Below are 25,024 nucleotides of genomic sequence, written 5' to 3' on the forward strand. Positions count from 1 at the left end.
CTCATTTTTTAAGATCAAATACCCATCTGCTGATCCCGGGCGCCACATTGCCGCACCTTCGGTGGAACTGAACTTCAAATCCCATATTTTCATATTTTGCAATTAGTTCCGGGATCTGCTCCCTAGCTTTGAAAGTATAGAAATGAACATGTCCTCCAATTCTTACAAGTGAGGAAATACTTTCAAGAAAATGGTCCATGCCATATGGTGTCGGTATTATCACCCTGTCAAATTCTGCTTTGAGCATATTGGGTATGCTGCTGGCATCAGCATTGATTATCTGGATGTTCTCTTCAACTTTGTTGAGTTTACAATTCCGAACAAAGGATTTGCAGGCATCACTGTTCATTTCCACTGCAACTACTCTTGCCCCGGCTGATGCTGCAGGGATTGCAAAAGGACCCACACCACAGAATGGCACGAGTACGTCTTCGCCAGACTCTATCATTGATGCCATCCTTTTCCTTTCAAAAGAGAGCTTGCCATTAAAAAAAGCCTGCTTAAGGTCGATTATGTAAGCAAAACCGAATTCCCTGTGAACAGTTTCTGTACTGTGGCCTGCAATAATCTCAAAACCAGCAACTCTTTTATCTCCTCCAAGCTTTGAAACCTTGTTCAAGACAGTCTTAACGTTCTTTCTTTTTTCTATGATGGCACATGCTATGTCTTTGGCATATGTCTCCATGCTTTCCGGAACAGATACAATGGCTATATCTCCTATGATTTCAAAATGGCCGGATAGTTTTTCAAGTTCCTTTTCAGGAATTTTTCCTTCCAGTTCTTTTTTAAGGCTCATTTTTCTGTCCGTTTTCTGCTTATGCAACAAAGGCTTAAAAGTATTGGTGCATAATCTATTCAGGTGATGGAATATGCAGGAGATTGTAGTTGAGTTTGTCCAGTTCAGGCTCCTTGAAGGAGTTAATGAGAGGGAATTTCTTGCAGCATCGAATATCATGATGAAGGAATTTGTTTCACTTGATGGTTTTATCGATCGTGAGCTGCTAAAAAAAGATGATGGCGGCTGGGCAGACCTGTTACACTGGAAAAGCATGGATGCTGCCATTAAGGCAGCGGAAGATGCCCTTAAACTTCCCATGTGCCTGGAATATTTCAAGCTTATAGATGGGTCAAGTATGGTAGTGAGCCATTACAGGCTTTGCCAGCGTTTTGAGGCATGATCACCACCTTTTCTTTTTACTTTTTCATATATCCGGGAGTAACTTTTTTCTCAAGCATTGTGAAAGAGAGATCTATCAGTATCGCAAGCATAATTGCAGGTATGGCACCTGCCAGAAGAGTGCGAGTGTTGTAGCCTATAAGTCCCTGGAATATTATCTCTCCAAGCCCGCCACTGCCGATAAAAGCTGTCAGCACCGCAATGCTGTTAGCCAGGATTCCGGCAAATTTTATTCCTGCAAACATTGCCGGATATGCATTTGGCAGTCTTATATGTCTGTTTATCTGCCATTGGCTCAACCCGATACCTTCTGCATAATCTATCAGTGCAGGGTCGACATTGCTCAGGCCGATGTAGGTGTTCTTGATTATCGGTAGCAATGCACGCAGCATAATAGCAACTACTGCAGGGGTGAAGCCAATTCCAAGGAATGGGACCATGATAGCCACAACAGCAAAACTGGGAACTGCCTGCACCATATTCGCAAACTTCATCACAACAAATTCCAGTTTTTTACTGTAAAGTGAAGCAAAGGCAAGAGGTATGGAAACGACAATGCTCACAAATAACGTGGTGTATACAAGGATGATATGCTCCCAGGTGGCATCAAGTACCGTTTCAATGACTACCATGTTCCGTACCTCTCATGGAGCTTTTTCTCGATAATCCCTGCAAAACCATCAAGTAAAACAGCAAGCAGACCTGTCCACAATCCCGCGACAATGATAGCTTCTTTATCATAGAGCTGGATACCGTTCTGCAGTACGGTCCCCAATCCTCCTGCAGCAACCAGTCCTCCTAAAGTCACCACACCCATGCAGAATACAAGTGCTATCCTGATGCCGCCAGCTATCAGGGGTAATGACAGGGGAATTCTCACTTTGAATAAAGCTTCACTTCGGGAAAGCCCAATGGCACGGGCAACGCAGGTGTATTGCTCGTCCACTCCTCTCAGGCCGGTATAGGTGTTCCTTGCTATCGGAAGTATTGAATAGAGCACGCATGCCGCGATGGTTGGACCGGCACCAAGTTTGAGTATTGGAAGAAGAAGCACTATGAGTGCAAGGTCTGGTATTGTTTCCACAATGTTCAGGAAATTCAGTACCGGATTTGCAGTCTTTGGTTTCATGTATATGAAAACACCAACAGTAACTCCTATTATGATCGAAAGCAACAGGGCTACACTGAACATCTGCAAATGTTCAATGGTACGCATTGTCATCAGGTGTTTGTCCCAGACGCCTGCTATATCCTGAATAGTTAGCACAGATTTTCCTTTTTCCTGTATATTTTCTTCATATGAGTTTCAGCAATACTTCGTCAGATATGAGGATACCAATAGGATGTTTTGAATTCATAACAATTGCAAGGTATTCTCCGTTTTTCTTCAGTTCAGAGAGTGCCACTGCAACTGAGTCCAATGGCTGGAATGTTCTGACAGGTCTTGCAACATCGGCCAGGTTCTGGCTTTTCATCCTGCATTTCATAAGATCCATCATTGTGACCTGTCCCAGCAGTTCATCTCCATCAAATACGAAAGCAGTTTCAATATCCCTGTTTGCCATCTCCTCTACCGCATCACAGGCATTCATTTTTCCTTCGAATACGTATTTCTGCTCAAACGGGGACATCAGATCTTTAACGTTAAGGGTATCCATATGCTTGAATTTGCGTTTTGTATCCACGATATCTGCCACAAGGTCGTTTGCAGGATTAAAGATGAGTTCTTCCGGAGGACCCATCTGCACAAGTTTTGCCTGGTCCATTATGGCTATCCTGTCTCCGAGTATCAGAGCTTCCTCAATGTCATGGGTCACAAATACAATGGTCCGGTTGATCTCGTTCTTTATTTTGAGGAACTCTTTCTGGAGCTGTTTGCGTAGTATAGGGTCCAGTGCACCAAAAGGTTCATCCATCAAAAATAGGGGTGGGTCCATTGCCATGGCCCTGGCAAGTCCGACTCTTTGCTGCTGTCCTCCACTCAGTTGTCTCGGATATCTGTTCATGAACATATCGGGTGGAAGGGACACGAAATCCAGCAGTTCCCGGACTCTGCCTTCTGTCTTCTTCTTATCCCAGCCTTCGAGCTTTGGAACAAGACCTATATTTTCTCCTATCGTCATATGAGGAAAAAGCCCGATGTTCTGGATAACGTAACCCATATTGCGACGCAGGCGTACAGGGTCCACTTCCCTTGTATCGATGCCGTTAATGGTAACGCTTCCGAAATCCTGCTCTATCATACGGTTCATTATTCTCAGTGTGGTGGTCTTTCCAGAACCGCTTGGTCCTATTAGAATGAGCAGTTCCCCACCTTCTATTTCCAGGTCAAGGTCTTTCACTGCAAATCCAGAGCCATACTTTTTAGTCACACCTTTGAACTGTATAGAGTCTATCCTGTCAAACAGCCTTTCGGTTTGCATATCTACACCTGGCTTAATTCGTGTTTAAAAATAAGAGAGGGAACTATCCCTCGATAAGCTCTTTATCAACAAGGAACTGATATGCAATATCTCGTGGTTCCTTCTGCTCAATGTCGAACTGGTAGTTCAACTGCCTCATGGTGTCGGTGTCAATTACACCGTCAAGTTTCTTCATCGCAGCAATTGCTTCTGGATTTTCCTCTGCGAACTGTTCTGTTACTATCAGAATAGCATCATAAGGTGGCAGGGCATTCTTATCATCCTGAAGAACCCTTAGATTGAAAACCTCGTTCCTGGTGTCGGTAGTATATGCGGAAATAGCATCCACTTGGCCGTCCTTTATAGCTTCGTACATTACGGTAGCAACTGCCTGTTTATATTCCCTGAACTCAAAACCATACACATCTTTTATACGTGGAAGACCATCCTCGCGGGTTGCAAATTCAGGATCAGTTCCAATTGTCATTTCTGCAGCGTATGGTTCAAGGTCGCTTATCTTCGTAATATCATTCTCTGCCGCCCAATCCTCTTTTACTGCGATAGCATATGCATCTTCAAATCCAAGATTGCTTACTATCATTACACCATCCTGTTCCAGAAGACCCGCTTCGGTTTCATCGAAAACGACCTGCCTGTCCCAGTCATCAAGCTGCTCCAGGTTGAGTATCTGGCTGTACGCAGTCCCGGTGTACTCGGTATATACATCTATCTGGCCGGCTTTCAATGCCTCATAATTGACAAATGTTCCGCCAAGACCCTGCTTAACATCGGTTTCATATCCAACGTCCTCAAGCATAAGAGCTGTCATATGCGCCAGAATGTATGATTCCTGGAAGAGTTTTGATCCTATCACAACAGTTCCTTTTTCAGTTTCATCACCGGTATTTTTCTCCGTACAGCCGCTGGTAAAAAGAACCATAATCACAACTAACAACATAAGAATAGTCTTTCTCATTATTCAACACCCATAAAGTTGCTTATTATCAATCAATATTATTTCGATAATAACTTCCCTATAATAGAGATTAAGTGGATTTTTTATAAATGTATCTATTTTGCAGGAAGTTAGAACATTAATCTTTTAACCCATACCAAACCATTTTAATTTAGGAGTGGTTCAAAATGACAAAAGCTATATGGAACGGAGTTATTCTTGCGCAGAGCAACGAAACAATAATGATCGAAGGAAATCATTATTTCCCACCGGATGCGGTGAATATGGAATACTTCAAAAAAAGCGAGTATCATACAACCTGCCCATGGAAAGGGCTTGCAAGTTACTATGACATCGTTGTGGATGGAAAGGTCAACAAGGATGCTGCATGGTACTACCCTGTGCCAAAGGCTGGTTCTCCTGATAAAGTGGGCAAGGATTTCAGCAATTACGTTGCATTCTGGAAAGATGTTGATGTAAGGGAATAACCCTCATTTTCAAATCTCGCAGAAATTGCTTTTCAGTTTTTCAGTCAGCTTGATGTTCTCTGAATAATCAACCGGTACATCCAGCAGCCAGACACCACCTGCATTGAGTGCTTCAGTTAGCTTTGGCTTCAGATCTTCTGTCTTTTCAATTCTCACACCTCTTGCCCCAAAACTCTTAGCCAGCATAACAAAATCAGGATTTGTGAAGTCAATACCTATTGTCTGGTTGAAAGTTTTCTTCTCGTGCCATTCGATGAGTCCGTATTTTGAATCATTGAAAATGACAACGACAAAATTGCATCCAAGCCGTACAGCAGTTTCAAGGTCCTGCAGGTTCATTAGAAAACCGCCATCACCCGCAATGACAACAATCTTTTTTTCAGGTTTGACCAAACTTGCTGCAATAGCACTAGGAAGTGCAAATCCCATGCTTGCAAGTCCGTTGGACATAAAGACAGTATTGGGTTCATATGCAGGGAAAAGCCGTCCGACCCATAATTTATGGGCTCCTACATCGCTTATCAGCAGGTCATCCCTGTTCATGGATTCTCTTACATCGTAGAGTATCTTCTGTGGTTTTACCGGGAATGACAGATCATTTCTGTAATCCTCAATTTCTGCTTTCATCCTGGAGCGAATTCTGCCGAATCTCTCAGGCATATCTCTCTGGAAATCGCATTGATGCCTGAGGTTGAAAAGTACCTGTCCGATGTTGCCAATAAGCAATACGTCAGGCATATAGCTTTCATCTATCTCCGGGTGGTCGTTATGGATATGTATTATCTTTTTTGATCTGTCAGGGTTCCAGAACCTGGGGCTGTATTCCACATAGTCGTATCCTACGCAGATAATAAGGTCAGCCATTTCAAAACCACACATGATGTGGTCATGGTCTTTGATACCCATTGAACCCATGTAGTGCTCATCATCAGCAGGTATCGCACCTTTGCCCATGAATGTGGTTGCAACCGGAAGGCCTGTAAAATCTACAAATTTTCTCAGTTCAATGGCAGCTTCTTCCCTGAAGATACCGTTTCCAGCAAGAATGATGGGCATTGAACTCTCTTTTATTATATCTGCAGCCCTTTTGAGTTCCCTTTCATCATGCCGGCTGATATGTGGATAGGTCTTTTTGGAAATAGGCTCTTTTGTAGTCTCTTCCTTAGCCACATCTTCCGGAAGTTCGATGTGAGTAGCCCCGGGGCGGTCTGCGGCGATGTCAAAGGCCTTATGAACGATCTCGGGGATGAAATCAGGTCTTGTTATCTTTGAATTCCAGGTTGTGAACTGCTTAAAGGCGGTCACGATATCGATATACTGGTGAGATTCCTTATGCGTTTTTTCAAGTGCTGACTGGCCTGTTATGGCAACAAGAGGTGCTCTGTCAAGTTGTGCATCTGCAACGCCAGTGATAAGGTTAGTAGCTCCCGGTCCCAGGGTTGCAAGGCAGACTCCGGGCCTGTGTGTTATCCTTCCATACATATCTGCCATAAAAGCGGCACTCTGTTCATGTCTTGTGGGGATGAATTTTATCTTAGACCCCAAAAGAGAATCTGTCAGGTCAATTGTTTCCTCACCCGGTACACCGAATATGTATTCAACACCTTCCTTTTCAAGGCATTTCACAAAAAGGTCGCTGGCTTTCATATTCAATACACCTTCATGGATTTGACTGTCATAAATTCCAGCATTCCGTTACGGTATAATTCTCTTCCAACACCGCTTTTCTTCATTCCGCCAAATGGCAGCCGTGGATCTGAGCCTACTATATTGTTGATAGCGATCATGCCACATTCGATGTGTCTTGTCATTTTCATTGCTCTCTCAGTTTCCCTGCTCCAGATGCTGGCACCAAGCCCGAACTCTGTGCAGTTGGCTATTTTAATAGCTTCTTCCTCATTTTTGAAGGTTATTACAGGTGCTACCGGTCCGAAAGTTTCTTCAATGGCAACAGGAGCTTCTTTGTTTATGTTATTGAGCACTATTGGCATGTAGAAAAATCCGTCTCCATTTTTTGCTCCCCCTTCCAGTACTACGTTAGCTCCCATTTTAATGGTTTTAGATATCTGCTCACCCACTCTCTCTCTTTGCACTTCATTTGCCATGGGTCCCATATCGGTTTTTGGATCCATGGGGTCTCCAATATTGAGATTGTTGGTGTAATCAATAAACAGGTCTGTAAAATCTTCCGCAATTTTTTCGTCAATCAGTAAACGTTTGGCTGCAATACAGCTTTGTCCGCAGTTCTGGAACCTGCCTAAAACTGCCGCATTTGCTGCTTTTTTAACATCTGCATCTTCCAGCACAATGAAGGGATCACTCCCTCCAAGTTCAAGAATAAATTTCTTTATGTTTCTTCCTGCGGCTTCTGCAACCTTTTCTCCGGCAGGTCGGCTGCCAGTGAAAGATACAGCATTGACTTCATTTCTTGGAATCAATGAGGATGCTGTAGGGCCGTCTACAAGAAGCGTCTGGAATACATTTTCCGGGAATCCTGCCTCGATAAAGATGTTCTCAATTTCCAGAGCACACATAGGTACATTACTTGCATGTTTCAGCAGTACGGTATTTCCGCCTGCAAGGGCAGGTATCCCGGATCTCAATGCCTGCCAGAAAGGAAAGTCCCATGGCATTATACTCAGTATGACACCAACAGGTTCATAGACAAAACCGGATGCTTCAGCATCGGTTTCCACAAACTCCGGTGCAAGGAAGCTCTCTGCGCTCCTTGCAAAATAATCACATGTCCATGCACATTTCTCAATCTCTGCAAGTGATTCTTTGATCGGCTTGCCCATTTCCTTTGTGATTATTTCAGCGAGTTCCTCTTCCCTGTTCCTGAGGACTTCCCCAACACATTCAATAGAAAAAGTTCTCTCAAGAAGGGGTTCTTTTTTCCATTCAGCAAATGCTTTTCTTGATCCTTCTATTTTCTTATCCACCACTTGCTGAGAACAGAGATCAAACTCCCCATTCAATTCCCCGGTTGCAGGATTAACAGACCTTATTTTTCCCAATTGGAATTCCCCTTGAGCATCTATAAGAATAGGGAAATTTTCATTCCCTTCTTTATTTAATTAGTTTATATGATATATAATTAATTTAAAAATATTGTTAAAATGAGTATTTTACCGGAATAGTTTTGAAAAATAAAAAGAATGAATAATTGCTATGGAACCTTCAGATAATACCTCAATTATTGCTCCATGCGGGATGAACTGTAGCATCTGCATGTCATACCTGCGGGAAAGGAAAAAATGTTCAGGTTGCAGAGGATCTGATCTCAATAAACCTGTTACCTGTATCCAATGTAAGATCAAGAATTGCACAACCTTTCAAAATGGCAATGCTCTGTTTTGTTTTGAATGCGATAGTTTTCCATGTGATAAATTGAAGCATCTAGATAAAAGATATCGAACAAAATACCACATGAGTATGATTGAAAACCTTGAGACGATACAAAAATCAGGTCTCACAGTGTTTTTAGAAAATGAGAGAATAAAATGGACTTGTTCTAAATGTGGTGGAACTATTTGTGTCCATAAAGGATACTGTTACAGCTGTGGTGAAATTGGTCGGAATGCTGGTGATGACTTATGAATGGTATCGAGATCGTTGATTTGACCCCGGAGAACATTTCTGAATACGGAGTCTGCGGTTATAAGGATGTGAAAAAGCATCTTGAACTGAGGAGAAAGATAGACTGGTTCAAAGAGTACTATCCTAAGGGTTTAAGGATAAAAGTACTTGTTTCCGAAAAAGGTGGTTATCAGGGTATGCTTGAGTATATCCCCGGAAAATATGCTCACAGACCTGTGGATGCTGAAGGATATATGTTCATCCACTGCATTTTTGTTGGCTTTAAAAAAGAGTTCAAAGGCAAAGGCTATGCTTCTTCTCTGATAGATGAATGCCTCAAAGAGGCGAAAAATGAGGGTATGGATGGGGTCGCCGTTGTTACAAGAAAAGGATCATTTATGGCAAATAAAGATATTTTTGTCAAAAAGGGATTCATTTCGGTTGATAATGCTAAGCCTGATTTTGAATTGCTGGCCCTGAAATTCAATGAGGATGCGTCCGATCCCCAGTTCAAAAGTATGGAACAGCAGTTAGAGAACTACAGGAATGGTCTCTTTATCATGCGTTCGGTCCAGTGTCCATATACCGAAAAAAATGTAAATGACATCCTTAGATCTGCCAGAAATGAATTCGGTATTGATGCCACATTGCTTGATCTTGAAGATTCAAATGCTGTACAGGATTCTCCATGTGCTTTCGGGACTTTCTGCATCATTTACAATGGTGAGATTATAAGTCATCACCCGATAAGTAATACGAGATTTATGAATATCATAACTAAAAAAATTAGAGCTTAACTTTTACTTTCACATCATCTTTATTGACTTGATATTCATGAACTCATAGAACCCGTGCCTTGATAGTTCCCTACCCATGCCGCTTTTCTTAACACCGCCAAATGGCAGGCATGCCTGCGGTGTACAGAATGAGTTAATGCCAATCATCCCGGTTTCAAGTTCAGAGGCGATTCTCATGGCTCTGTTACGGTCCTGGCTCCATACGCTGGCACCCAGTCCGAACTCGGAATCGTTTGCAAGTTCAATGGCTTCATCCTCAGTTTTCACAGTAATTATCGGTGCCACAGGTCCGAATGTCTCCTCTCTCATGACCTTCATATTCCTGCTAACATTGCGCAGGACAGTTGGCGAGTACATGTAACCCTCACTTTTCATCCTCCCTCCGGGAATCAGGGCTTTCGCACCCTTTGATATAGCGTCACTGACCTGGCTTTCCAGTATATGCACCTGCTCTTCCCTGACCATTGGACCAATGTCTGTTTCCGGGTCCATGGGGTCCCCAATTTTAAGATTCCCTGTCAGTTCCACAAATCGTTCAGTGAACTCCTCTGCCACATCTTCCATTACGATGAAACGCTTTGCTGCTATGCATGTCTGGCCGGTATTGATGAAACGGCTTGGCACGCCAACCTTTGCCGCCATTTCCACGTTTGCATCATCAAGAATTAAAAATGGATCACTGCCACCGAGTTCCAGCACGATTTTCTTCATGTTATGGGCAGCAAGCTCCGCAACCTTCTGTCCTGCATCATATCCTCCGGTGAATGATACTGCTTTGACATCATCCCTTGAGATAAGCGAAGATGCTGTTTTTCCATCTATTAGCAGAGTCTGGAAGACCCCTTCAGGAAACCCAGCTTCCAGAAAAATATTCTCAATTTCCAGCGCACACATGGGCACATAACTGGAGTGTTTGAGAAGCATGACATTTCCGCCTGCCAGTACATGCGCTGCTGCGCTGAGAACCTGCCAGAACGGGAAGTTCCAGGGTTTGATCGCAAGCACAGTGCCCATGGGTTCGTAATGTATCATGGAATCACATGAATTCTCTTCCGCAGGCTCAGGTTCAAGCATCTTCTCTGCATTGTCAGCAAAATAATCGAACATGGTGGCACATTTTGTGACCTCGGGAACAGCCTGTTTCATGACCTTCCCCATTTCAGTTGTGATGAGTTTTCCATATTCCTGCTTGTTCTTTCGCAGTATCTCTGCAAATTTACGCAGAAGCTCGTTACGCTCAGAAACATCCGTTCTTTTCCATTCCCTGAAGACTTCAGCAGACTTTTTGAGCATTCGGCTAACCTGCTCGTCAGTGTGTAATTCGATCTTGCCGATAACTTTGCCTGTTGAGGGGTTTATGGATGAGATGTTTGTCATGATGAATCCTCTAAATCAATGATATAATTGAAATGTCCCATATTTGGTATTATTGATTGATCAAAAATGAGAGTTGATGTTATCCTCCTGTCTATCTCATGGCAATCTGCACGACAGTAGGATATTTTTTCATTATTGTATAAACAATGGACCTGGCAACCCAGAGTTTTCCCTGCTGCATCCGGCGCATCATACTCAGTTCTCCAACTATTTGGAATGCTTCAAGAGCCAGAGGGTCATTGAGATAACAACTGTCAGGGACCTGTGTATCCGAAAAGAAAATGATGGGCAGTTTTAGTTTTTCGTGAAGATCAAAGGGCAGTTTTTCACTCAGACTTTGCAGCACATCTTTGTCAAATACATGTTCTTTGCCTGATTTTGTCCATGAGGCTGGCTTTTCTTCCGTTAGGAGCTGGGCAAGGCTCTTACGCTTAGAAACGATGCCATCATTTATCTTTCCGATTTCCAGCCTCATCCATCGCATAAGGATCGAGTCGTCAGATGCAGGGTATCTACCGGACATATTATCCGGTTTTTTTATGTTGCTTATACTTGAAATCGGTTTTGAGCATAAGAATCTGGCAAACAATTTAAAGCTGTAATCTGATAAAGTAAACAGAGATTACGATAAACCGAACAGAAAAGGAACATGAGAATGCCTGGTAATTCCGAGATATTTGAAAAGTCCATTCGAAAAGTAAAGACGTCAGTTCTCAAAGCATTTGAGGACGAGGATGTCAGGATTGTCCTGTTCGGTTCAAGAGCAAGGGGAAATGCCCACTGCACATCAGATATCGATATCGGTATCCTGCCGTTTGATGAGTATGACCGAAAAAAGTTAACTGCTTTGAGAGCTGAATTAGAGGATATGAACATTCCCTATACTGTGGATCTGGTTGACCTGTCTGCTGTTTCAGAGGATTTCAGACAGAAAGTGCTTGATGAGGGAGAAATATGGAAAGACAGTACAATATCCAGATGAAGGCAAAGGTTGCAAAAAGGGCCCTGGGGACTTTGCAGGAGATAATGGATGAGCCATACTCCGTCATAATCAGGGACGCTGCCATCCAGCGGTTCGAATATACCTTCGAAGCTATATGGAAGCTCATCAAGGAGTACCTTCTCGAAAGGGAAGGTATTGTATGCAATTCCCCGAAATCATGTTTTCGTGAAGCTTTCAAAATGCACCTCATAAATGAGGATGAAAGCATGCAGGCCCTGTACATGACCGATGACAGGAACATGACGACTCACACATATCATGAAGATGTGGCTGAAGAGATATACAAGGAACTTGCAGGGTATTACGGCCTGATGAACAAGATTTACACGAATATCATCAGGGATTCGGGACTGGATTGACCCTCAATTTCCATATAAACTATCATATCAACTCATCCAGGTGATCATACCTGAGCTTATAATAAGTCCCGCGACCGGTCCTTCCCACCTGCACGAATATCTTTTTCTTAACAAGTTCCTGAAGGTCCCGTTTTGATGTTGAAACGCCCAGGTCGCAGAGTTTCTGGTATTCCTTATTCGTGATCTTTCCCATCTCACGTGCAAATTTAATGCCTTTGATCTGCCGGTCTTTCAGTCCGGTCTGAATATACTTTCCCACAGTCCCGTGGTCGCGGCTGATGTTCAATACTGCGTTCTCAACCCTTGACACCTTTAATGCAAGCCCGTAGAGATAGTACTCAAGCCAGTCATTAATGTTCGGTTCTTTTCCGTTGCTGCCTTCCAGTTTCTCAAAATAGTCCTTTTTTCTCTGGTTGAAGAACTCTTCAATGGTGAACAGTTTTTTTGCTTCCCTGAAATTCTTTCCCAGAATGTATGTGGATATGCTTCTGGCAATGGTCCCACTAGCTCTTTCAAAAGGATGCATGCGATACAGTTCATAGTGCACTATCCCCGCCTGCAATGCAGGGAGCATTTCCACAGCTTCCTCGCTATAAACCCAGTCTATCAGATCCCGGACACAATATCTGATTCTTTCAGGTTCCATGAACCCCTCTGCCACAGTTGTCCGATACCTGCCAAGCTCATCTTCAGGAACTATCCCCTTCATGGCTATTCTGTGAAGTGTGAGTATCATGTCCTCGGAGATGTCCTCATTTTCAATGTTCTGAAGGTACTCATTCAATTCCAGATAATTGAGGACCTCTTTCTTGTCTATTTCGTCCCCGAATATATCCTGTCCGTTAACCAGTTTTGTAACCTGCCTGATAGAAAGCCCGTTCTCCTCCAGGCTTGTAGCATGATAGGCGAGTCTGAAAAGGTTATTGATCTGCAGCCTTCTTTCCCATGCCGGAGGCACGTGGGTGTTGAGAATTATCTCCCTTGCTGCCTGTATTCTTGCAAGCAGGCGTACTGTCCTGTCATTATAGTGGAAATTAGGCTTGTACATGTTTCAGGTATCCTTCAGGGAGCTTATGCCTCAGTCAACTATTATCTTTTTCTGTTATCTGTTCCTGTTAAAGCTGTTTGATATTTATTTGATATTAATTGACTGGCCAAATATAAATTCTTTAAATACGAGTTATAATTATGGATAATCTGAATACTACAGCAGAGAAGATAAGAACAATGGAGATCCGGGGAGCAGGAAGGATTGCAGTTGCAGCATCAGCCGCATTGCGGGACTATGCAATGTCGCTGAAATCCCTGCCCTTAAGTGAATTCAACCTTAAGCTCGAAGCAGCCGCAAAGACACTTGTGGACACCAGACCAACTGCTGTGTCTCTTCCCAATTCCGTTGCTCTCACAAAAAGACACAGTGCTACAAATGTCTATGATGCCATTAATGAAATAACCGGGAATGCGGAGAAATTCATTAAAAATGCAGAACAGGCACTTGGTAAAATAGGAAGGATAGGCGCTCAGCGTATTCGTGATGGTGATGTCATAATGACACACTGCAATTCCCACGCAGCGCTCTCTATTATCAAAACAGCCTTTGACCAGGGCAAGGACATATCGGTAATTGCTACTGAATCCCGTCCCCGAAGGCAGGGCTTGATAACTATCAAGGAATTGAATGATTATGGCATTCCCACGACCATGATAGTGGATTCTGCTGTGCGGCTGATAATGAAAGAAGTGGACCTTGTTGTGGTAGGTGCTGATTCTATTTCCGTTAACGGTGCGTTAATTAACAAGATAGGCACTTCCCAGCTTGCAATGGCAGCACATGAAGCCCGCAGGAATGTTATTGTTGCCGCGGAAACCTACAAATTCAGTCCAAGGACCCTTCTTGGAGAAATGGTTGAGATAGAGGACCGTTCCATTGATGAGGTAATAGATGCGCAGATCCTCAGGGAGCTTCCCAATGTCAAGGTCAGGAATCCTGCATTTGATGTGACTCCGGCAGAATACATCGATCTAATAATTACTGAAGTGGGAGCCTTCCCGCCAACCATGGCTTTCACGGTAATAAAAGATTATCTGGGACTTGAGCTGGCAGTTTAAATGTAAAAGAATCCGAAGGATTCTAATCTTTCCAGTTCCACCATTTCAGAAGTTGCGGGTCGTGCTCATCGCTGGATGCAAAATAGACAGCACACCTGAACACGTAGAGCACGCATCTGTCAAGCTTTGTTCCATGAAGGTCGCATAACTGAAGATAGAGCTCTTCAGGATCCCTTTCCTTCAGGTCTGCAATATTACGCATACCAAGGTTCCAGAGGTCCTCTGCGGTCATTTTTCCCACCCCCGGGATTCGCATAAGTTCCTTTGCAGTAGTTTTATAGGCTGAAGATACCGCCTGTGCGTCTCTCATTTTTTCCCCACCGTTGCAACATATATGACAAACTCGTTCTCACCGTCAATACCAAGTGCAGGATTGATCTCCTCGTCAAGGAACGCCCCGATGGCACAGACCCCGCAGCCCACAGACTCAGCGCTCAGGTACAGGTTCTGACACACGTGCCCGGCATCCAGGTGAAGATACCTGTACCCTCTCTGTCCGTATCTCCAGGCCATCCTGTAGGGCACTGCTGTCCAGATAAATGTCGCTGCACTTGTCTTAACAAAGGACTGGTCAAGACAGGCATGCTTTATCTTATCTGCAATGTTCTTGTCCATGTCGATTTCAACAAGCTTGTGCTCAATGGGAAGGAATCTGTACAGGCTTTTTTCAAGTCCCTGGACATTGTTCACAAGCACATAGGTTTCCAGGGCATGCCTGGCACCGGCCGAAGGTACAGTCCTGAAGGTTGCAGCTTCCCTGATGACTTCCTTAACTCCCTGAGTGCACCAGAGCATGTATGAAAGCTCTTCCATTGAAAGCGATTCTGAACTGTAGTTCCTGACACTCGTTCTCCTTTCGATAGCCTGCCTCAGGCTGATATCTTCAACTTTAACATCCTTTGGCTGCGGGAGGTCTATGACTTTGTCCTTGTCCTGTGGACCCAGTTCCAAGTCTGGCTGGGGATACCCCATGGACTGGTCCGACCTGCCAAGATAGCGGTACTGTGTCTTTTCCATGAAATCTTTGCCAATTCCACTAATTCTGATCGCCCCTTACTCTATAAGTGGAAATCCTCGTTCGTTCTTTATACGTGTTGCCCCTCAAAACTCACTGATGACCAAAAAGAGCAACTAAAATCCGAACTCATCTAATACACGAACCCGGGCTCATTTCCTTATCCGTTGTCAGCAGTGATACCCTCTCGCCAGCATCTGCTGCAAGGAGCATGCCCTGGGACTCGACACCACAGAGCTTCACAGGCTTGAGGTTGACAAGCACGTTCACGGTCTTGCCTATCATCTCGTCAGGTTCATAGTATTCTGCAAGACCTGCGACCACCTGTCTTGGTTCCTCATCTCCTATATCGACCAGGAGGCGCAGGAGTTTCTTTGATTTCTTTACCTTCTCGGCGGAAATTATCTTTCCAACCCTTATGTCAAGCTTTGCAAAATCATCATATTCTATTTCTTCTTTGAATTCCATTTTTACTTCTTCCTTTATGCCTGCTTCCTTAGCCATGGCCGTCTTTACACGTTTTGAGGATATCTTTGTCATCTCTTCGATCTTATCATCCTCTATCTTTGTAAACAGTATTTCAGGCTGCACCAGTGCGGTGCCGCTAACCACATGAATAGTTGCTTCCTTGTAAGTTGCAGTATGGATATCAGAGTCCATACCTATCTGTTTCCAGGCAACCTCCATGCTGACAGGGATCATAGGTTCGAATAGCAGGACAAGCGCCTTAGCTATCTGGATACAGTTCTTAACTACCCTTCCGCAGGCATCCTTGTCTTCCTTTATGAGCTTCCAGGGTTCATTTGACTGGAAGTATGAATTTCCGTATGATGCAAGAGCCATTGCAGTATCTGCAGCCTTCTTGAACTCATATTCTGCATTTGCCCTTATGACATCTTCAATAGTGGAGTTTATCTTCTCAATTACCTCCGGGTCGATATCTCCCTCAGGGATCACGCCGAAGTTCTTGTAAGCAAAGAGCAGGTTCCTGTATAGGAAATTACCGAACACGCCTACAAGCTCGGTGTTGATCTTATCCTGGAATATCTTCCATGAGAAATTGACCTCTTTTGTATGCGAGGTGTAGCTTACAAGATAATACCTTAGCAGGTCAGGATGGAAACCATGATCCAGGTAATCCTCCTCAACCCAGACCACATAACCACGGGTCTTTGAGAAAGTCTTGTCCTCTATCTTCAGCATACCCGATGCAACAACTGCAGATGGCTGGCTGTAGTCAGCTCCTTTGAGCATTGCAGGCCAGAAAATACAGTGGTGGTAGATGATATCCCCACCAATGAAGTGGATTATCGGACAGTCACCCTTCCAGAATTTCTCCCAGTCACCACCAGTAGCTTCTGCCCACTGCTCTGTAAATGCCATATAACCAATAGGTGCATCCACCCATACATAAACGACAAGGTCATCGTGTCCCGGGAATTTCACACCCCATTCAAGGTTCCTTGTGATACACCAGTCTGTGAGCTCCTGCTTTACCCATCCCAGCGCATAGTTGCGTGCATTAAGGGTGCCACCAAGGTTTTCCAGGTGTTCGAGCAGGAAATCCTTGAATCCGGATAGTTTGAAAAAGAAATGTTCCTGTTCCTTGTACTCAGCAGGGCCCCGGCATATAGTACATACAGGCTCTTTGAGTTCTCCCGGCTCCAGGTGCTTTCCACATCCCTGGTCGCATTCATCGCCACGTGCTTTCTCACCGCAGTGGGGACATGTACCTGCAACATACCTGTCAGGCAGGAAACGGTCACATTTTGGGCAGTAAGCAATCTCTATGGTCTTAGGGTAAAGATAACCTTCTTCTATAAGTTTCTCAACGATCTGCAAAGTTCTCTTATGGTTTGTATCATCATCTGTTGTCCCAAAAGCATCAAACCTAACACCCATTTTCTTGAATACTTCTTCAAAGTGTACATGGTATTTCTGTACGAGTTCTTTAGGTGTGATCCCAAGTTCCTCGGCATTTACTACAATAGGAGTTCCATGAGTATCAGAACCGCAGACGAATGTTGTTTCCTGTGAGTTCTTTTTTAGGGACCTAACAAAAATATCTGCAGGAATATAAGTTCTAAGATGCCCGACATGAGCTTTCCCGTTAGCATATGGAAGACCACAAGTTACAAGCACGGCTTTATCAGAAGGAATGTTTGACATTTATTTTCTCCAGGAAATTTTCAATATCTCTGATGTTTGATTGCATGCAATTATAAAATATATTTCGCTTGCCAGGCATAAGGCAAGGTTTTTGAATGTGCACATACATTTAATAACCGGGATGGAATCTAGAGATGAACGGAGATAATTCAGATAAAAAAACAGAGGATGATGTCGAATATCATCTTTACCCGTATAGTTATGAAGAAAGCAAAACAGATGATATCCAGACCAGCGTCGAATCTGATGACATCATAAATAAAGTGGAAGAAGAGGAAACTTCTGTTTTAAACAAATCAGAAGAAACAAAGATTGATGAAACCGTGATTAACCGGCCTCCAGTAAATAATATCGATGAAATGGACTCCGTGAATGATACTAATTCCAGAGCTACTGAGGTAACAGAAAAAGCTCAACCAAAAAAAGAAACAATGACTGATTACAACAAACCTTTCAGAGAGTCTTCTGTAGTTAAGAAGAAAAGCCGCAAATGGCAATACATAACAATTGTTGCTGTTCTTTTGTTCATTATAGGTGCAAGCTTTGCAGTCATTTACCAGACATTTAACGGCGACCTTTACTCATCAAATGAAAAAGTAGCTGTCATATACGTACAGGGTACTCTTATTACCAGCAGCATCCCGGGAGGACTTGGGTATATAAGTTCTGAAGAAGTGTCAGATAACATCAGAAAGGCCCTGCGGGATAAGAATGTAAAAGCCATTGTCCTGCGAGTGAATAGTGGAGGAGGATCCTCAACTGCTGGAGAAGAGATATACACCGAGGTTAAGAAGGCAAGCGATAGTGGAATACCGGTTATTATCTCTATGGGAGATGTAGCGGCAAGTGCAGCCTACCACCTGTCTGCACCCGCAGACCTTATAGTTGCCAACCCTTCTACCATGACAGGAAGCATAGGAACTATATGGACATTCCAGAACCTTTCAGCATACTATGAAGAAGAAGGAGTTGAATTCTACATAGTGAAATCTGGAGAATTCAAGGATATGGGGGGCTCATGGAGAGGGCTTTCAGATGATGAAAAGGAATATGCCAATAAGGTTGTTGCAGAAGTTTACGGAAACTTTTTACGTGATGTTGCAGAAGGCAGGAGTATGAGTATAAGTGAGGTCAAAGATCTTGCAGATGGCAGGATATACACCGGAAGAGAAGCAAAAGAACTTGGCCTTGTGGATGAGTTTGGTAACCTTTACGATGCCATTGACATGGCAGCAGAGATGGGTGGTATCAAAGGAGAGAGAACTATTATTTACATGAATAAACCATCCCTTTCAAGCCTGCTCTTTGGTTCCGAATCCAAAGCCACAGTCTCTGCAGAAGAATTCCTTCGCTACTATGAAGAAAATCCATACGGCCAGTTAAGCTGATATTGAATGCCTTTCACACCGTTTCATCTGGGACCGGCCTTTTTGCTCGGAGAACTTTTAGAGAAAAGGGTCAACCTTTTTTCTATTCTTCTGGGAAGCATAATTGTTGATGTGAGAGCCACTTATTGCCTCTTTGCAGGTTGCCGACCCCTGCACGGACCATTTCATACTTTTCTGAGTGCAACATTGATTGCGTTTCTGCTTGCATGGCTGCTATTTTCACAAAGACGACGGTTACAGAAAATTACTGACAAAATGAGGATAGAACAAACATATTCCTTTATGTCGGTAATATCAGGCTCAATAATAGGAACGTGGAGCCATGTGCTGCTTGATTCTTTTCTTTATACGGACATAAGACCACTGTGGCCCCTGACAGCCAATCCTCTGCTCAAAGCTGTGGGATCTGAAACCATATATTTGATCTGCCTGCTCTCGTTCCTGCCCGCAATGGGAATTTACGGCTACCGGCACTGGAAAATCATGCTGCGGAATTGAGCGTATATGCATTTATATTTTGATTTAGAACAGCAGTTACATGTAGATGTACACAGATATTATTTTTTGATCTATGCCCTGTGCAGAGCAGTTCTATAAATCTGTAGAAGTAAGATTTAAAAATTGTTGAAGTGATTATTCCATATTCCCGCATGCCTGGCAAGAGATGTTCTGATTGTGAGATTAATCCTTTCTACATATGAAGTACTAATGTAGTCATCTGAACAAGCTCCAATCATCCCTAATATTTCTTTAGGATCTCCAAAAACAATATGATAAACTGTACTGATCACATAACCTTTTGCTTTTATTATATATGATCAGATCTCATCAACTTCTACTCTCTTAAGGTTCAGATCCTTAAGGAAGTAATCTGTAACCTCTTAAGAATGAGCTCCTGCAAGCTTAAACCATTTACAAATTGTGTCTTTATCATGTTCAGTAGCTCTTGTAACTCCACGAATACTTCCTTTTTTAAGTACTATGTTTCCTTGATCTTTTAATCCATAATCAGGACAATCAGCATTTAAGCAACAAAACTCTGGCAAATCTATTTCGGAAGTGGTTTTCCCCTTCCTTATAAATTGGTTTACTATTATATAAAAAAGAAGTAAATAACTCAAGGACACGTCCAAGAAAAACAGAACATAAAAACTTTAGCAATGATTGCCAGGCCGTGATGAGAAGAAATAAATAGCATACAAATAAACAAAATAATAAGTCTAAAGGGAAGGGGGATTTAGGTGAAGACATATCATATTTATGTTCATGTGATTTTGGCAATCAGCCTGATAGTGTTGGCTACGGTAGGTTCTGGTTGCATATCAGGACCTGATAACAACGAAGAGGATATCAATATACCGGAACAGCCCGGATATGAAGCGGACCAGCACAATAATGTCAGTACAGAAGCAGAGCAGAACAATCAAACCACACTCGGTGCAACTCAAGCTGAAAGTCCGGGCAGTGAGATGGCTTTGCCCGCCGGACAAACTGAACAAACCAGCACGGCCAGTACTCCGGCAAAACCTGTACCGGAACCTGCAATACAGGCTTCAGCACTCGGTGACAGTAAGTATCTGCTTGAACATAAAGGTGGAGATGATATAGACCTTGCAGAGATCAGGATGGTCCTTTCTTCACATGGAAGCACTGCCATATATTCTCCGTTAAGTACACATAAAGTGATAATGGGCATAAGTGACAGGATGGTTATCGATGTCATTTCCGGTAGTTTCACTATCAACGACATAGAGATTGACGTAACGGACCCGCAGACTGCCGATTCTTCAGCAGGGGATACGAAAATAATGCTGTACCCAATAGATTCGGACAGAATGATATATTTTGTGACCATTAGCGGATGAAATGGATCTTCAAGCCTTTATTATACTGTCTTCATCGGATAAGACTGGATGTTACATCCATCGTCCTTTGTTTTTTTGCAGACCAATGGAAAACTGCGCAGTTGGAGAACACAGCCCGGGGATAAAAAACGTTATCATTAACTCTGTTACCATTGTCTCACTGCACATCAGGTTACTATTTTGTTACAGGGATCCTGCAGCAAGTATTAAATTGAAGCATTCATATCTTCTAAACATACTACCGATATCATCTATATCATCTGACTTCGAGCCGGGGATACGAATAAAAAAGCAATGCAAGGGAAAAGATAATACATGCTTACTAAAAGGATCATTCCATGTCTTGACGTTACGCTTGATGAAGCAGGCGGGACAGTTGTCAAGGGGATAGAGTTTGTTGATCTGAGAAAGGCAGGCGACCCTGTGGAACTTGCCAAGAGATACAATGAACAGGGTGCTGATGAACTTGTTTTTCTTGACATAACCGCATCCCATGAAGGGAGAGGTACCATGGTGAAGGTAATCGAAAGAACCGCTGATGAGGTTTTCATTCCACTAACTGTTGGAGGCGGGATAAACTCCATCGAAGACATACGCCAGATACTCAGGGCAGGCGCAGATAAGGTATCTATCAACACTGCTGCTGTAAAGAACCCGGACCTTATAAGGGATGCATCGGAAATATTCGGTGCCCAGTGCATCGTCACAGCCATCGACTGCAAAAGGAACCTGAATGTTAAAGATAATCCTGACAAGACCATACTGGAGCTGGAAGACGGCACCCCTGCATGGTATGAGGTGGTCATCTACGGTGGGAGGCATCCAACCGGAATAGACGCGGTCCAGTGGGCAAAGAAGGTTGATGAACTTGGTTCCGGCGAGATACTGCTCACCAGTATGGACAAGGACGGAACTTATGATGGATTCGATATCCCTATCACAAGAAAACTTTCCGATGAACTTGAGATACCGATCATCGCATCCGGTGGTGTAGGTAATCCTGAGCACATGTACGAAGGATTCACAAAAGGAAAGGCAGATGCAGCACTTGCAGCAAGCATATTCCATTTTGGAGAGTATACCGTCAACGACACAAAGGAATACCTCAGGAAAAAGGACATTCCTGTAAGACTTTAAGGACAGGCGAAAGACATGGAAATCTCAGAATTCCAGAAACGTATGTATGACCTCTACGCCCATAACGACAGGAGAAGAGGCGCACCAGCCACCACCCTCTGGCTTGTAGAAGAGGTCGGTGAACTTGCAGAAGCCATCCGCAGGGACGATATGGATAACATAAGGGAGGAGCTTGCAGACTGTTTTGCCTGGATAGCCGCCCTTGCAAACCTCTATAATGTTGACCTTGAAGCTGCTTTCCTTGAAAAGTACCCTGATAAGTGTCCTACATGCAGGAAGAATCCGTGCATCTGCACGGACTAAACTCTTCCCTTCAACAGGTGTCAGTAAATTTGCATAATGCATAAATAATTCAAAATGTATAAATAGTATCCATCCTTCTATTTAAGAAGGGGATAATATAACATTCAGACGTTTAACCTATTCTTTTCTGATACTTGTCATCATCTTGTTCTCTGCAGCGTCCGGCGGATGCCTGCGTGAATTTGATGAAGAGACAAAACTGAGGATTACAGATATTGAAATGTCCGTGGATAGTGTCAAAAGCACTTATGCATGGTTCAATGTAACAACATACATAGAGAACCAGGGGACTGACAGCACTGACAATGTAAGCCTGATGACCAAAGTGTTCAACCAGCGAACAGGCCTGCTCGAACTGAAGCAGGAAAAAGAGATTGGCCTTATAGCGGAAGAAGAGACAAGAACAATAATAGAGACCATACACATTCCAAAAAGCGGTAATTATCGCATTAATGTCGCGGTCATTGAAGACGGTGACGTCAGTTCCGAACGACAGGTCAGCCTGTCAGGAATTGAGAACCTGCCAACTGATCTCCAGGAAACAGGCATCCAGATAGAAGGCATAGATTTCATTGTAAGAGGAGTCACAGCCAAAGGAGTTGTCATTGAAAATGATATCTACCTGAAGAATGAGGGGGCAGAGACCACCGAAGACTATCAGATACTTGTGAAAGCGAGGGAAATGGATGCAAGGCTGATCGCTGACAAGAAGTGGATAAGCTCAGGAGAGATAAAGCCTGAGGAGACTGCCATCAGAAGCATCAACCTTACTGTGCCTGATAACTATAACTACATCGTAGAAATCAGCGTATGGAAAGGTAACACGATGATCATAACCGGAGAAGACTATGTGCAGCTGAATCCTGAAAAGGTCATTGACAGAGACCAGCAGGTACAGAATAAGAATGTAGATACGGGTGACTTCGTAGTTGAAGAAGAATGGCTCTACGAAGAACCAGAGGAGACTTCTGAGGAAGCAAGCCCTGGATTTACATGGCCGTTTGCAGCAATATCACTTATCACAGCACTATACATGGTAAGGAGAAGATTACAATGAACGAGGAAAAAGACATAAAGGAACAAAAATATGAAAAAGTCGCAGTTCCTCCAAAAGTGAATAAAGAACAGAAGGACAAAACCACAGAAGACTATTTCAAAGGTGGCCTGCTGGTACTGATAGGCATCATCATTGCCATTTCCGCACTTCAGCTCTATTTCACAGTGGATAATATAATTTACACATGGTTCGAGTACCAATACGTACCCATCATCAAAGCCTTCTATAACATGGCAGTGATAATAATGGGTTTGTATATCCTCAAAAGTTACGTGTTGAATAAAAAGGAAAAGAAGTAACTTCTTTTCCAATTTCAACTTTTATGTATCACTTTTTTAGCCTCTTGAATACAGGCAATAATTCCTTAAATATTAAAAGATATTGTGTATGTAAATTACACTAAACGGTAATTGACAAAAGCGAATAACAGGCTGTCTGCCACATACATAGAAAAGAGAGATCACTATGAAAGAATTGCCAGACTGGTACTACGACGAGTTCATTCAGAAAGGAACCGATTATACAAGTGAAGAAGAGATCCAGAACTACGACAGGAAGATGAGAACTATCAGAAACATAGCTGAAGAGGCTGAGACCATGATAAAGCTCATTGACCTCCGGCCGGACCATAATGTATTGGAGATCGGATGCGGAACCGGGGAATTTTCTATTGAGCTTTCAAGATACTGCAAACAGGTCCTTGCTTTAGACATCTCTCAGGGAATGCTTGAATTTGCCAGGGAAAAATCAATTACAAGAGGTAGAGACAACATTGACTTTACCAAAGCTGGATTCCTGACATTCGAGCCAAAAGGAAAGGAATTCGATGCAGTGGTAACCCAGCTTGTATTGCACCACCTACCGGATTTCTGGAAACTTATCGCATTGAGGAATGTCAATTCGATGCTCAAACCAGGAGGAAAGTTCTACCTGAAGGATGTGGTCTTTTCATCAGATACCCGGGATTTTGATTTCTATTTCTCGCAGGTGTTTCAAAAGATGCCTCCTGAAGCCGGAGATGAAATTATCAATGAGATGAAACTTCACATAAAAGAAGAATTCTCAACTTTTGACTGGGTAATGGAAGGATTAATTGAAAAAGCAGGTTTCAGGATAGAACAATCCCAGTACCAGAATGGATTCATGGCAACCTACCTGTGTATTAAAAAATGAGATGGTTCGACCCGCGCATATGACAATATTAGACGAAATGTTGCACAAAGTAAAGATTGCTTTCCAGTCAAAAGTTAATGCACTTTCAAGATGTTAAGAACAATTCCGGCTCCTGTCATTCATCTTTCCTTCATATTGATAAACAAAGGATAGAATCACTATCCTTAAATCCTATAAGAGTATTCCGAAAATGAGGATTATCATGAAATTAAAGATGTTAATAACTATAATGTTGTTGATAGCTGTGGCTGCTTCCGGCTGCGGTGACAAGGATAGTACCACCTATGAGACCGATGACGGACAGACAGTGGAAGTAACCACAACTAACGAAGATGACTGGTGCTCTGTAGGTTCTTCATGGACATCTACTACTAGCACTGGAGAAGTAGTTTCCATGGTAATTACCGGATCAGAGGTAATTGACGGAGTGCGTATGTGCAAGGCAGAATTCAAATCCACTAACCCCGAGGACGATGTATCCAGGATAGAGTACATGTGGTCAGAAGATGGTGAGACTTTCAGCTGGAAGTACTATGATACAGACGAAAACCTCGTCAGTGAGATGAGCCTGAAAGACGGGAAGATGACCATTATGGATGAAGAGGGCAATGTCCAGACAATAGAATACAATCAATAAGCCTTTTTTCTTCTTTCTTTTTTTTTAAAGGAAC

At 43.1% G+C, this 25,024-nt stretch carries 30 protein-coding genes and 1 pseudogene; 17 read left to right on the plus strand and 14 right to left on the minus strand.

From position 1 onward, the window contains the following. Position 1: 1 nt before the first annotated feature. Positions 2 to 796, minus strand: a complete 795-nt coding sequence (locus tag BB781_RS05145; protein ID WP_094227435.1) for a class I SAM-dependent methyltransferase — start codon at positions 794 to 796, stop codon at positions 2 to 4. Positions 797 to 869: 73 nt separating this feature from the next. Here BB781_RS05145 and BB781_RS05150 point away from each other — a divergent pair, with 73 nt between their 5' ends. After that, positions 870 to 1,178: a hypothetical protein gene (locus BB781_RS05150; protein WP_094227436.1), complete on the plus strand. Its 309-nt coding sequence runs from the start codon at positions 870 to 872 to the stop codon at positions 1,176 to 1,178. A gap of 16 nt (positions 1,179 to 1,194) precedes the next feature. Here BB781_RS05150 and BB781_RS05155 read toward each other — a convergent pair whose 3' ends face one another. From BB781_RS05155 to BB781_RS05170, 4 genes are read right to left on the minus strand one after another with little or no spacing between them, the layout of a single operon-like run. Continuing rightward, a complete protein-coding gene (locus BB781_RS05155) occupies positions 1,195 to 1,809 on the minus strand; it encodes an ABC transporter permease (RefSeq protein ID WP_094227437.1) in 615 nt (204 codons plus the stop codon). Next, positions 1,803 to 2,444 carry an ABC transporter permease gene (locus BB781_RS05160; protein ID WP_242492535.1) on the minus strand — a complete coding sequence of 214 codons (642 nt, stop codon included), beginning with the start codon at positions 2,442 to 2,444 and terminating at the stop codon, positions 1,803 to 1,805. The genes BB781_RS05155 and BB781_RS05160 overlap by 7 nt, the downstream gene beginning before the upstream one ends. A 28-nt stretch (positions 2,445 to 2,472) precedes the next feature. Beyond that, a complete protein-coding gene (locus BB781_RS05165) occupies positions 2,473 to 3,600 on the minus strand; it encodes an ABC transporter ATP-binding protein (protein WP_094227438.1) in 1,128 nt (375 codons plus the stop codon). A gap of 43 nt (positions 3,601 to 3,643) precedes the next feature. Then, positions 3,644 to 4,555, minus strand: a complete 912-nt coding sequence (locus BB781_RS05170) for a glycine betaine ABC transporter substrate-binding protein (protein WP_094227439.1) — start codon at positions 4,553 to 4,555, stop codon at positions 3,644 to 3,646. A 167-nt stretch (positions 4,556 to 4,722) separates the two neighbouring features. Here BB781_RS05170 and BB781_RS05175 point away from each other — a divergent pair, with 167 nt between their 5' ends. Next, entirely contained in the window at positions 4,723 to 5,022 is a 300-nt protein-coding gene (locus BB781_RS05175; protein WP_094227440.1) for a DUF427 domain-containing protein, read from the plus strand. Positions 5,023 to 5,031: 9 nt separating this feature from the next. Here BB781_RS05175 and BB781_RS05180 read toward each other — a convergent pair whose 3' ends face one another. Together BB781_RS05180 and BB781_RS05185 are read right to left on the minus strand one after the other, a co-directional pair. Next, positions 5,032 to 6,669 (minus strand): acetolactate synthase large subunit, encoded by a 1,638-nt coding sequence (locus BB781_RS05180; protein WP_094227441.1) that lies wholly within the window; start codon positions 6,667 to 6,669, stop codon positions 5,032 to 5,034. Positions 6,670 to 6,671: 2 nt separating this feature from the next. Continuing rightward, positions 6,672 to 8,039, minus strand: coding sequence for an NAD-dependent succinate-semialdehyde dehydrogenase (locus tag BB781_RS05185; protein ID WP_094227442.1), 1,368 nt, complete (start codon positions 8,037 to 8,039; stop codon positions 6,672 to 6,674). Positions 8,040 to 8,253: 214 nt separating this feature from the next. On the opposite strand from BB781_RS05185, the pseudogene BB781_RS16070 reads away from it, so the two are divergent. The 3 genes and pseudogenes from BB781_RS16070 to BB781_RS05195 all read left to right on the plus strand — a co-directional run. Next, positions 8,254 to 8,358: pseudogene (locus BB781_RS16070) on the plus strand (DUF3795 domain-containing protein); the annotation flags it as partial. 93 nt (positions 8,359 to 8,451) lie between these two features. Continuing rightward, positions 8,452 to 8,622 (plus strand): hypothetical protein, encoded by a 171-nt coding sequence (locus BB781_RS16075; RefSeq protein ID WP_242492553.1) that lies wholly within the window; start codon positions 8,452 to 8,454, stop codon positions 8,620 to 8,622. Continuing rightward, the gene (locus BB781_RS05195) at positions 8,619 to 9,398 is read left to right on the plus strand and encodes a GNAT family N-acetyltransferase (RefSeq protein ID WP_094227444.1); all 780 of its coding nucleotides are present in this window, start codon (positions 8,619 to 8,621) and stop codon (positions 9,396 to 9,398) included. The genes BB781_RS16075 and BB781_RS05195 overlap by 4 nt, the downstream gene beginning before the upstream one ends. 9 nt (positions 9,399 to 9,407) lie before the next feature. Here the strand turns inward: BB781_RS05195 and BB781_RS05200 are convergent, their stop codons facing one another. Both BB781_RS05200 and BB781_RS05205 read right to left on the minus strand, forming a co-directional pair. Continuing rightward, positions 9,408 to 10,775: an NAD-dependent succinate-semialdehyde dehydrogenase gene (locus tag BB781_RS05200; RefSeq protein ID WP_094227445.1), complete on the minus strand. Its 1,368-nt coding sequence runs from the start codon at positions 10,773 to 10,775 to the stop codon at positions 9,408 to 9,410. A gap of 91 nt (positions 10,776 to 10,866) precedes the next feature. Continuing rightward, on the minus strand, positions 10,867 to 11,298 hold the full coding sequence (locus tag BB781_RS05205) for a DUF61 family protein (protein WP_094227532.1): 432 nt from the start codon (positions 11,296 to 11,298) through the stop codon (positions 10,867 to 10,869). A 132-nt stretch (positions 11,299 to 11,430) separates the two neighbouring features. On the opposite strand from BB781_RS05205, the gene mntA reads away from it, so the two are divergent. Further along, positions 11,431 to 11,757: a type VII toxin-antitoxin system MntA family adenylyltransferase antitoxin gene (gene mntA, locus BB781_RS05210; protein WP_094227533.1), complete on the plus strand. Its 327-nt coding sequence runs from the start codon at positions 11,431 to 11,433 to the stop codon at positions 11,755 to 11,757. Continuing rightward, entirely contained in the window at positions 11,730 to 12,137 is a 408-nt protein-coding gene (locus BB781_RS05215; protein WP_094227446.1) for an HI0074 family nucleotidyltransferase substrate-binding subunit, read from the plus strand. Before mntA ends, BB781_RS05215 begins: the two co-directional genes overlap by 28 nt. Positions 12,138 to 12,159: 22 nt before the next feature. On the opposite strand, the gene BB781_RS05220 is transcribed toward BB781_RS05215, so the two are convergent. Beyond that, the gene (locus tag BB781_RS05220) at positions 12,160 to 13,185 is read right to left on the minus strand and encodes a Fic family protein (RefSeq protein WP_094227447.1); all 1,026 of its coding nucleotides are present in this window, start codon (positions 13,183 to 13,185) and stop codon (positions 12,160 to 12,162) included. Between the two features lie 140 nt (positions 13,186 to 13,325). Here BB781_RS05220 and BB781_RS05225 point away from each other — a divergent pair, with 140 nt between their 5' ends. Continuing rightward, a complete protein-coding gene (locus BB781_RS05225) occupies positions 13,326 to 14,246 on the plus strand; it encodes a ribose 1,5-bisphosphate isomerase (protein WP_094227448.1) in 921 nt (306 codons plus the stop codon). Positions 14,247 to 14,268: 22 nt separating this feature from the next. On the opposite strand, the gene BB781_RS05230 is transcribed toward BB781_RS05225, so the two are convergent. The 3 genes from BB781_RS05230 to metG form a co-directional block, all read right to left on the minus strand. Further along, the gene (locus BB781_RS05230; RefSeq protein ID WP_094227449.1) at positions 14,269 to 14,556 is read right to left on the minus strand and encodes a helix-hairpin-helix domain-containing protein; all 288 of its coding nucleotides are present in this window, start codon (positions 14,554 to 14,556) and stop codon (positions 14,269 to 14,271) included. Then, positions 14,553 to 15,263, minus strand: coding sequence for a SagB/ThcOx family dehydrogenase (locus tag BB781_RS05235; protein ID WP_094227450.1), 711 nt, complete (start codon positions 15,261 to 15,263; stop codon positions 14,553 to 14,555). Before BB781_RS05235 ends, BB781_RS05230 begins: the two co-directional genes overlap by 4 nt. A gap of 127 nt (positions 15,264 to 15,390) precedes the next feature. Beyond that, positions 15,391 to 17,430 carry a methionine--tRNA ligase gene (gene metG, locus BB781_RS05240; RefSeq protein WP_094227451.1) on the minus strand — a complete coding sequence of 680 codons (2,040 nt, stop codon included), beginning with the start codon at positions 17,428 to 17,430 and terminating at the stop codon, positions 15,391 to 15,393. Between the two features lie 134 nt (positions 17,431 to 17,564). Between metG and sppA the strand changes: the two genes are divergently transcribed. Both sppA and BB781_RS05250 read left to right on the plus strand, forming a co-directional pair. Continuing rightward, the gene (sppA, locus tag BB781_RS05245; RefSeq protein ID WP_094227452.1) at positions 17,565 to 18,818 is read left to right on the plus strand and encodes a signal peptide peptidase SppA; all 1,254 of its coding nucleotides are present in this window, start codon (positions 17,565 to 17,567) and stop codon (positions 18,816 to 18,818) included. A 6-nt stretch (positions 18,819 to 18,824) separates the two neighbouring features. After that, on the plus strand, positions 18,825 to 19,316 hold the full coding sequence (locus BB781_RS05250; protein ID WP_094227453.1) for a metal-dependent hydrolase: 492 nt from the start codon (positions 18,825 to 18,827) through the stop codon (positions 19,314 to 19,316). Positions 19,317 to 19,699: 383 nt separating this feature from the next. Here the strand turns inward: BB781_RS05250 and BB781_RS15290 are convergent, their stop codons facing one another. Beyond that, positions 19,700 to 19,939, minus strand: a complete 240-nt coding sequence (locus tag BB781_RS15290; RefSeq protein WP_129582634.1) for a hypothetical protein — start codon at positions 19,937 to 19,939, stop codon at positions 19,700 to 19,702. Between the two features lie 120 nt (positions 19,940 to 20,059). Here BB781_RS15290 and BB781_RS05255 point away from each other — a divergent pair, with 120 nt between their 5' ends. From BB781_RS05255 to BB781_RS05285, 7 genes are all read left to right on the plus strand, one after another. Beyond that, the gene (locus BB781_RS05255) at positions 20,060 to 20,683 is read left to right on the plus strand and encodes a hypothetical protein (RefSeq protein WP_094227454.1); all 624 of its coding nucleotides are present in this window, start codon (positions 20,060 to 20,062) and stop codon (positions 20,681 to 20,683) included. Positions 20,684 to 20,998: 315 nt separating this feature from the next. Then, entirely contained in the window at positions 20,999 to 21,820 is an 822-nt protein-coding gene (hisF, locus tag BB781_RS05260) for an imidazole glycerol phosphate synthase subunit HisF (protein WP_094227455.1), read from the plus strand. Between the two features lie 15 nt (positions 21,821 to 21,835). Next, positions 21,836 to 22,123 carry a MazG nucleotide pyrophosphohydrolase domain-containing protein gene (locus BB781_RS05265; protein WP_094227456.1) on the plus strand — a complete coding sequence of 96 codons (288 nt, stop codon included), beginning with the start codon at positions 21,836 to 21,838 and terminating at the stop codon, positions 22,121 to 22,123. A gap of 145 nt (positions 22,124 to 22,268) precedes the next feature. After that, positions 22,269 to 23,180, plus strand: coding sequence for a DUF7490 domain-containing protein (locus tag BB781_RS05270; RefSeq protein WP_094227457.1), 912 nt, complete (start codon positions 22,269 to 22,271; stop codon positions 23,178 to 23,180). Beyond that, positions 23,177 to 23,479, plus strand: coding sequence for a hypothetical protein (locus BB781_RS05275; RefSeq protein ID WP_242492536.1), 303 nt, complete (start codon positions 23,177 to 23,179; stop codon positions 23,477 to 23,479). The genes BB781_RS05270 and BB781_RS05275 overlap by 4 nt, the downstream gene beginning before the upstream one ends. Positions 23,480 to 23,645: 166 nt before the next feature. Beyond that, on the plus strand, positions 23,646 to 24,353 hold the full coding sequence (locus BB781_RS05280; RefSeq protein WP_094227458.1) for a class I SAM-dependent methyltransferase: 708 nt from the start codon (positions 23,646 to 23,648) through the stop codon (positions 24,351 to 24,353). A gap of 202 nt (positions 24,354 to 24,555) precedes the next feature. After that, the gene (locus BB781_RS05285) at positions 24,556 to 24,990 is read left to right on the plus strand and encodes a membrane-binding protein (protein WP_094227459.1); all 435 of its coding nucleotides are present in this window, start codon (positions 24,556 to 24,558) and stop codon (positions 24,988 to 24,990) included. Positions 24,991 to 25,024: the final 34 nt, after the last annotated feature.

It is taken from the genome of Methanolobus psychrotolerans, from assembly GCF_002243045.1.
In the GTDB taxonomy this organism is placed as follows: domain Archaea; phylum Halobacteriota; class Methanosarcinia; order Methanosarcinales; family Methanosarcinaceae; genus Methanolobus; species Methanolobus psychrotolerans.

Bases quoted from the DNA above. Each gene is read 5' to 3' on its own strand.
- BB781_RS05265 (WP_094227456.1), top strand. From the start codon at position 21,836: ATGGAAATCTCAGAATTCCAGAAACGTATGTATGACCTCTACGCCCAT.
- BB781_RS05145 (WP_094227435.1), bottom strand. From the start codon at position 796: ATGAGCCTTAAAAAAGAACTGGAAGGAAAAATTCCTGAAAAGGAACTT.
- BB781_RS05175 (WP_094227440.1), top strand. From the start codon at position 4,723: ATGACAAAAGCTATATGGAACGGAGTTATTCTTGCGCAGAGCAACGAA.
- metG (WP_094227451.1), bottom strand. From the start codon at position 17,430: ATGTCAAACATTCCTTCTGATAAAGCCGTGCTTGTAACTTGTGGTCTT.
- BB781_RS05230 (WP_094227449.1), bottom strand. From the start codon at position 14,556: ATGAGAGACGCACAGGCGGTATCTTCAGCCTATAAAACTACTGCAAAG.
- BB781_RS05195 (WP_094227444.1), top strand. From the start codon at position 8,619: ATGAATGGTATCGAGATCGTTGATTTGACCCCGGAGAACATTTCTGAA.
- BB781_RS05225 (WP_094227448.1), top strand. From the start codon at position 13,326: ATGGATAATCTGAATACTACAGCAGAGAAGATAAGAACAATGGAGATC.
- BB781_RS05180 (WP_094227441.1), bottom strand. From the start codon at position 6,669: ATGAAAGCCAGCGACCTTTTTGTGAAATGCCTTGAAAAGGAAGGTGTT.
- BB781_RS05275 (WP_242492536.1), top strand. From the start codon at position 23,177: ATGAACGAGGAAAAAGACATAAAGGAACAAAAATATGAAAAAGTCGCA.
- BB781_RS16075 (WP_242492553.1), top strand. From the start codon at position 8,452: ATGAGTATGATTGAAAACCTTGAGACGATACAAAAATCAGGTCTCACA.
- BB781_RS05215 (WP_094227446.1), top strand. From the start codon at position 11,730: ATGGAAAGACAGTACAATATCCAGATGAAGGCAAAGGTTGCAAAAAGG.
- sppA (WP_094227452.1), top strand. From the start codon at position 17,565: ATGAACGGAGATAATTCAGATAAAAAAACAGAGGATGATGTCGAATAT.
- BB781_RS05220 (WP_094227447.1), bottom strand. From the start codon at position 13,185: ATGTACAAGCCTAATTTCCACTATAATGACAGGACAGTACGCCTGCTT.
- BB781_RS05170 (WP_094227439.1), bottom strand. From the start codon at position 4,555: ATGAGAAAGACTATTCTTATGTTGTTAGTTGTGATTATGGTTCTTTTT.
- hisF (WP_094227455.1), top strand. From the start codon at position 20,999: ATGCTTACTAAAAGGATCATTCCATGTCTTGACGTTACGCTTGATGAA.
- BB781_RS05150 (WP_094227436.1), top strand. From the start codon at position 870: ATGCAGGAGATTGTAGTTGAGTTTGTCCAGTTCAGGCTCCTTGAAGGA.
- BB781_RS05200 (WP_094227445.1), bottom strand. From the start codon at position 10,775: ATGACAAACATCTCATCCATAAACCCCTCAACAGGCAAAGTTATCGGC.
- BB781_RS05280 (WP_094227458.1), top strand. From the start codon at position 23,646: ATGAAAGAATTGCCAGACTGGTACTACGACGAGTTCATTCAGAAAGGA.
- BB781_RS05155 (WP_094227437.1), bottom strand. From the start codon at position 1,809: ATGGTAGTCATTGAAACGGTACTTGATGCCACCTGGGAGCATATCATC.
- BB781_RS05165 (WP_094227438.1), bottom strand. From the start codon at position 3,600: ATGCAAACCGAAAGGCTGTTTGACAGGATAGACTCTATACAGTTCAAA.
- BB781_RS05205 (WP_094227532.1), bottom strand. From the start codon at position 11,298: ATGTCCGGTAGATACCCTGCATCTGACGACTCGATCCTTATGCGATGG.
- BB781_RS05250 (WP_094227453.1), top strand. From the start codon at position 18,825: ATGCCTTTCACACCGTTTCATCTGGGACCGGCCTTTTTGCTCGGAGAA.
- mntA (WP_094227533.1), top strand. From the start codon at position 11,431: ATGCCTGGTAATTCCGAGATATTTGAAAAGTCCATTCGAAAAGTAAAG.
- BB781_RS05285 (WP_094227459.1), top strand. From the start codon at position 24,556: ATGAAATTAAAGATGTTAATAACTATAATGTTGTTGATAGCTGTGGCT.
- BB781_RS05235 (WP_094227450.1), bottom strand. From the start codon at position 15,263: ATGGAAAAGACACAGTACCGCTATCTTGGCAGGTCGGACCAGTCCATG.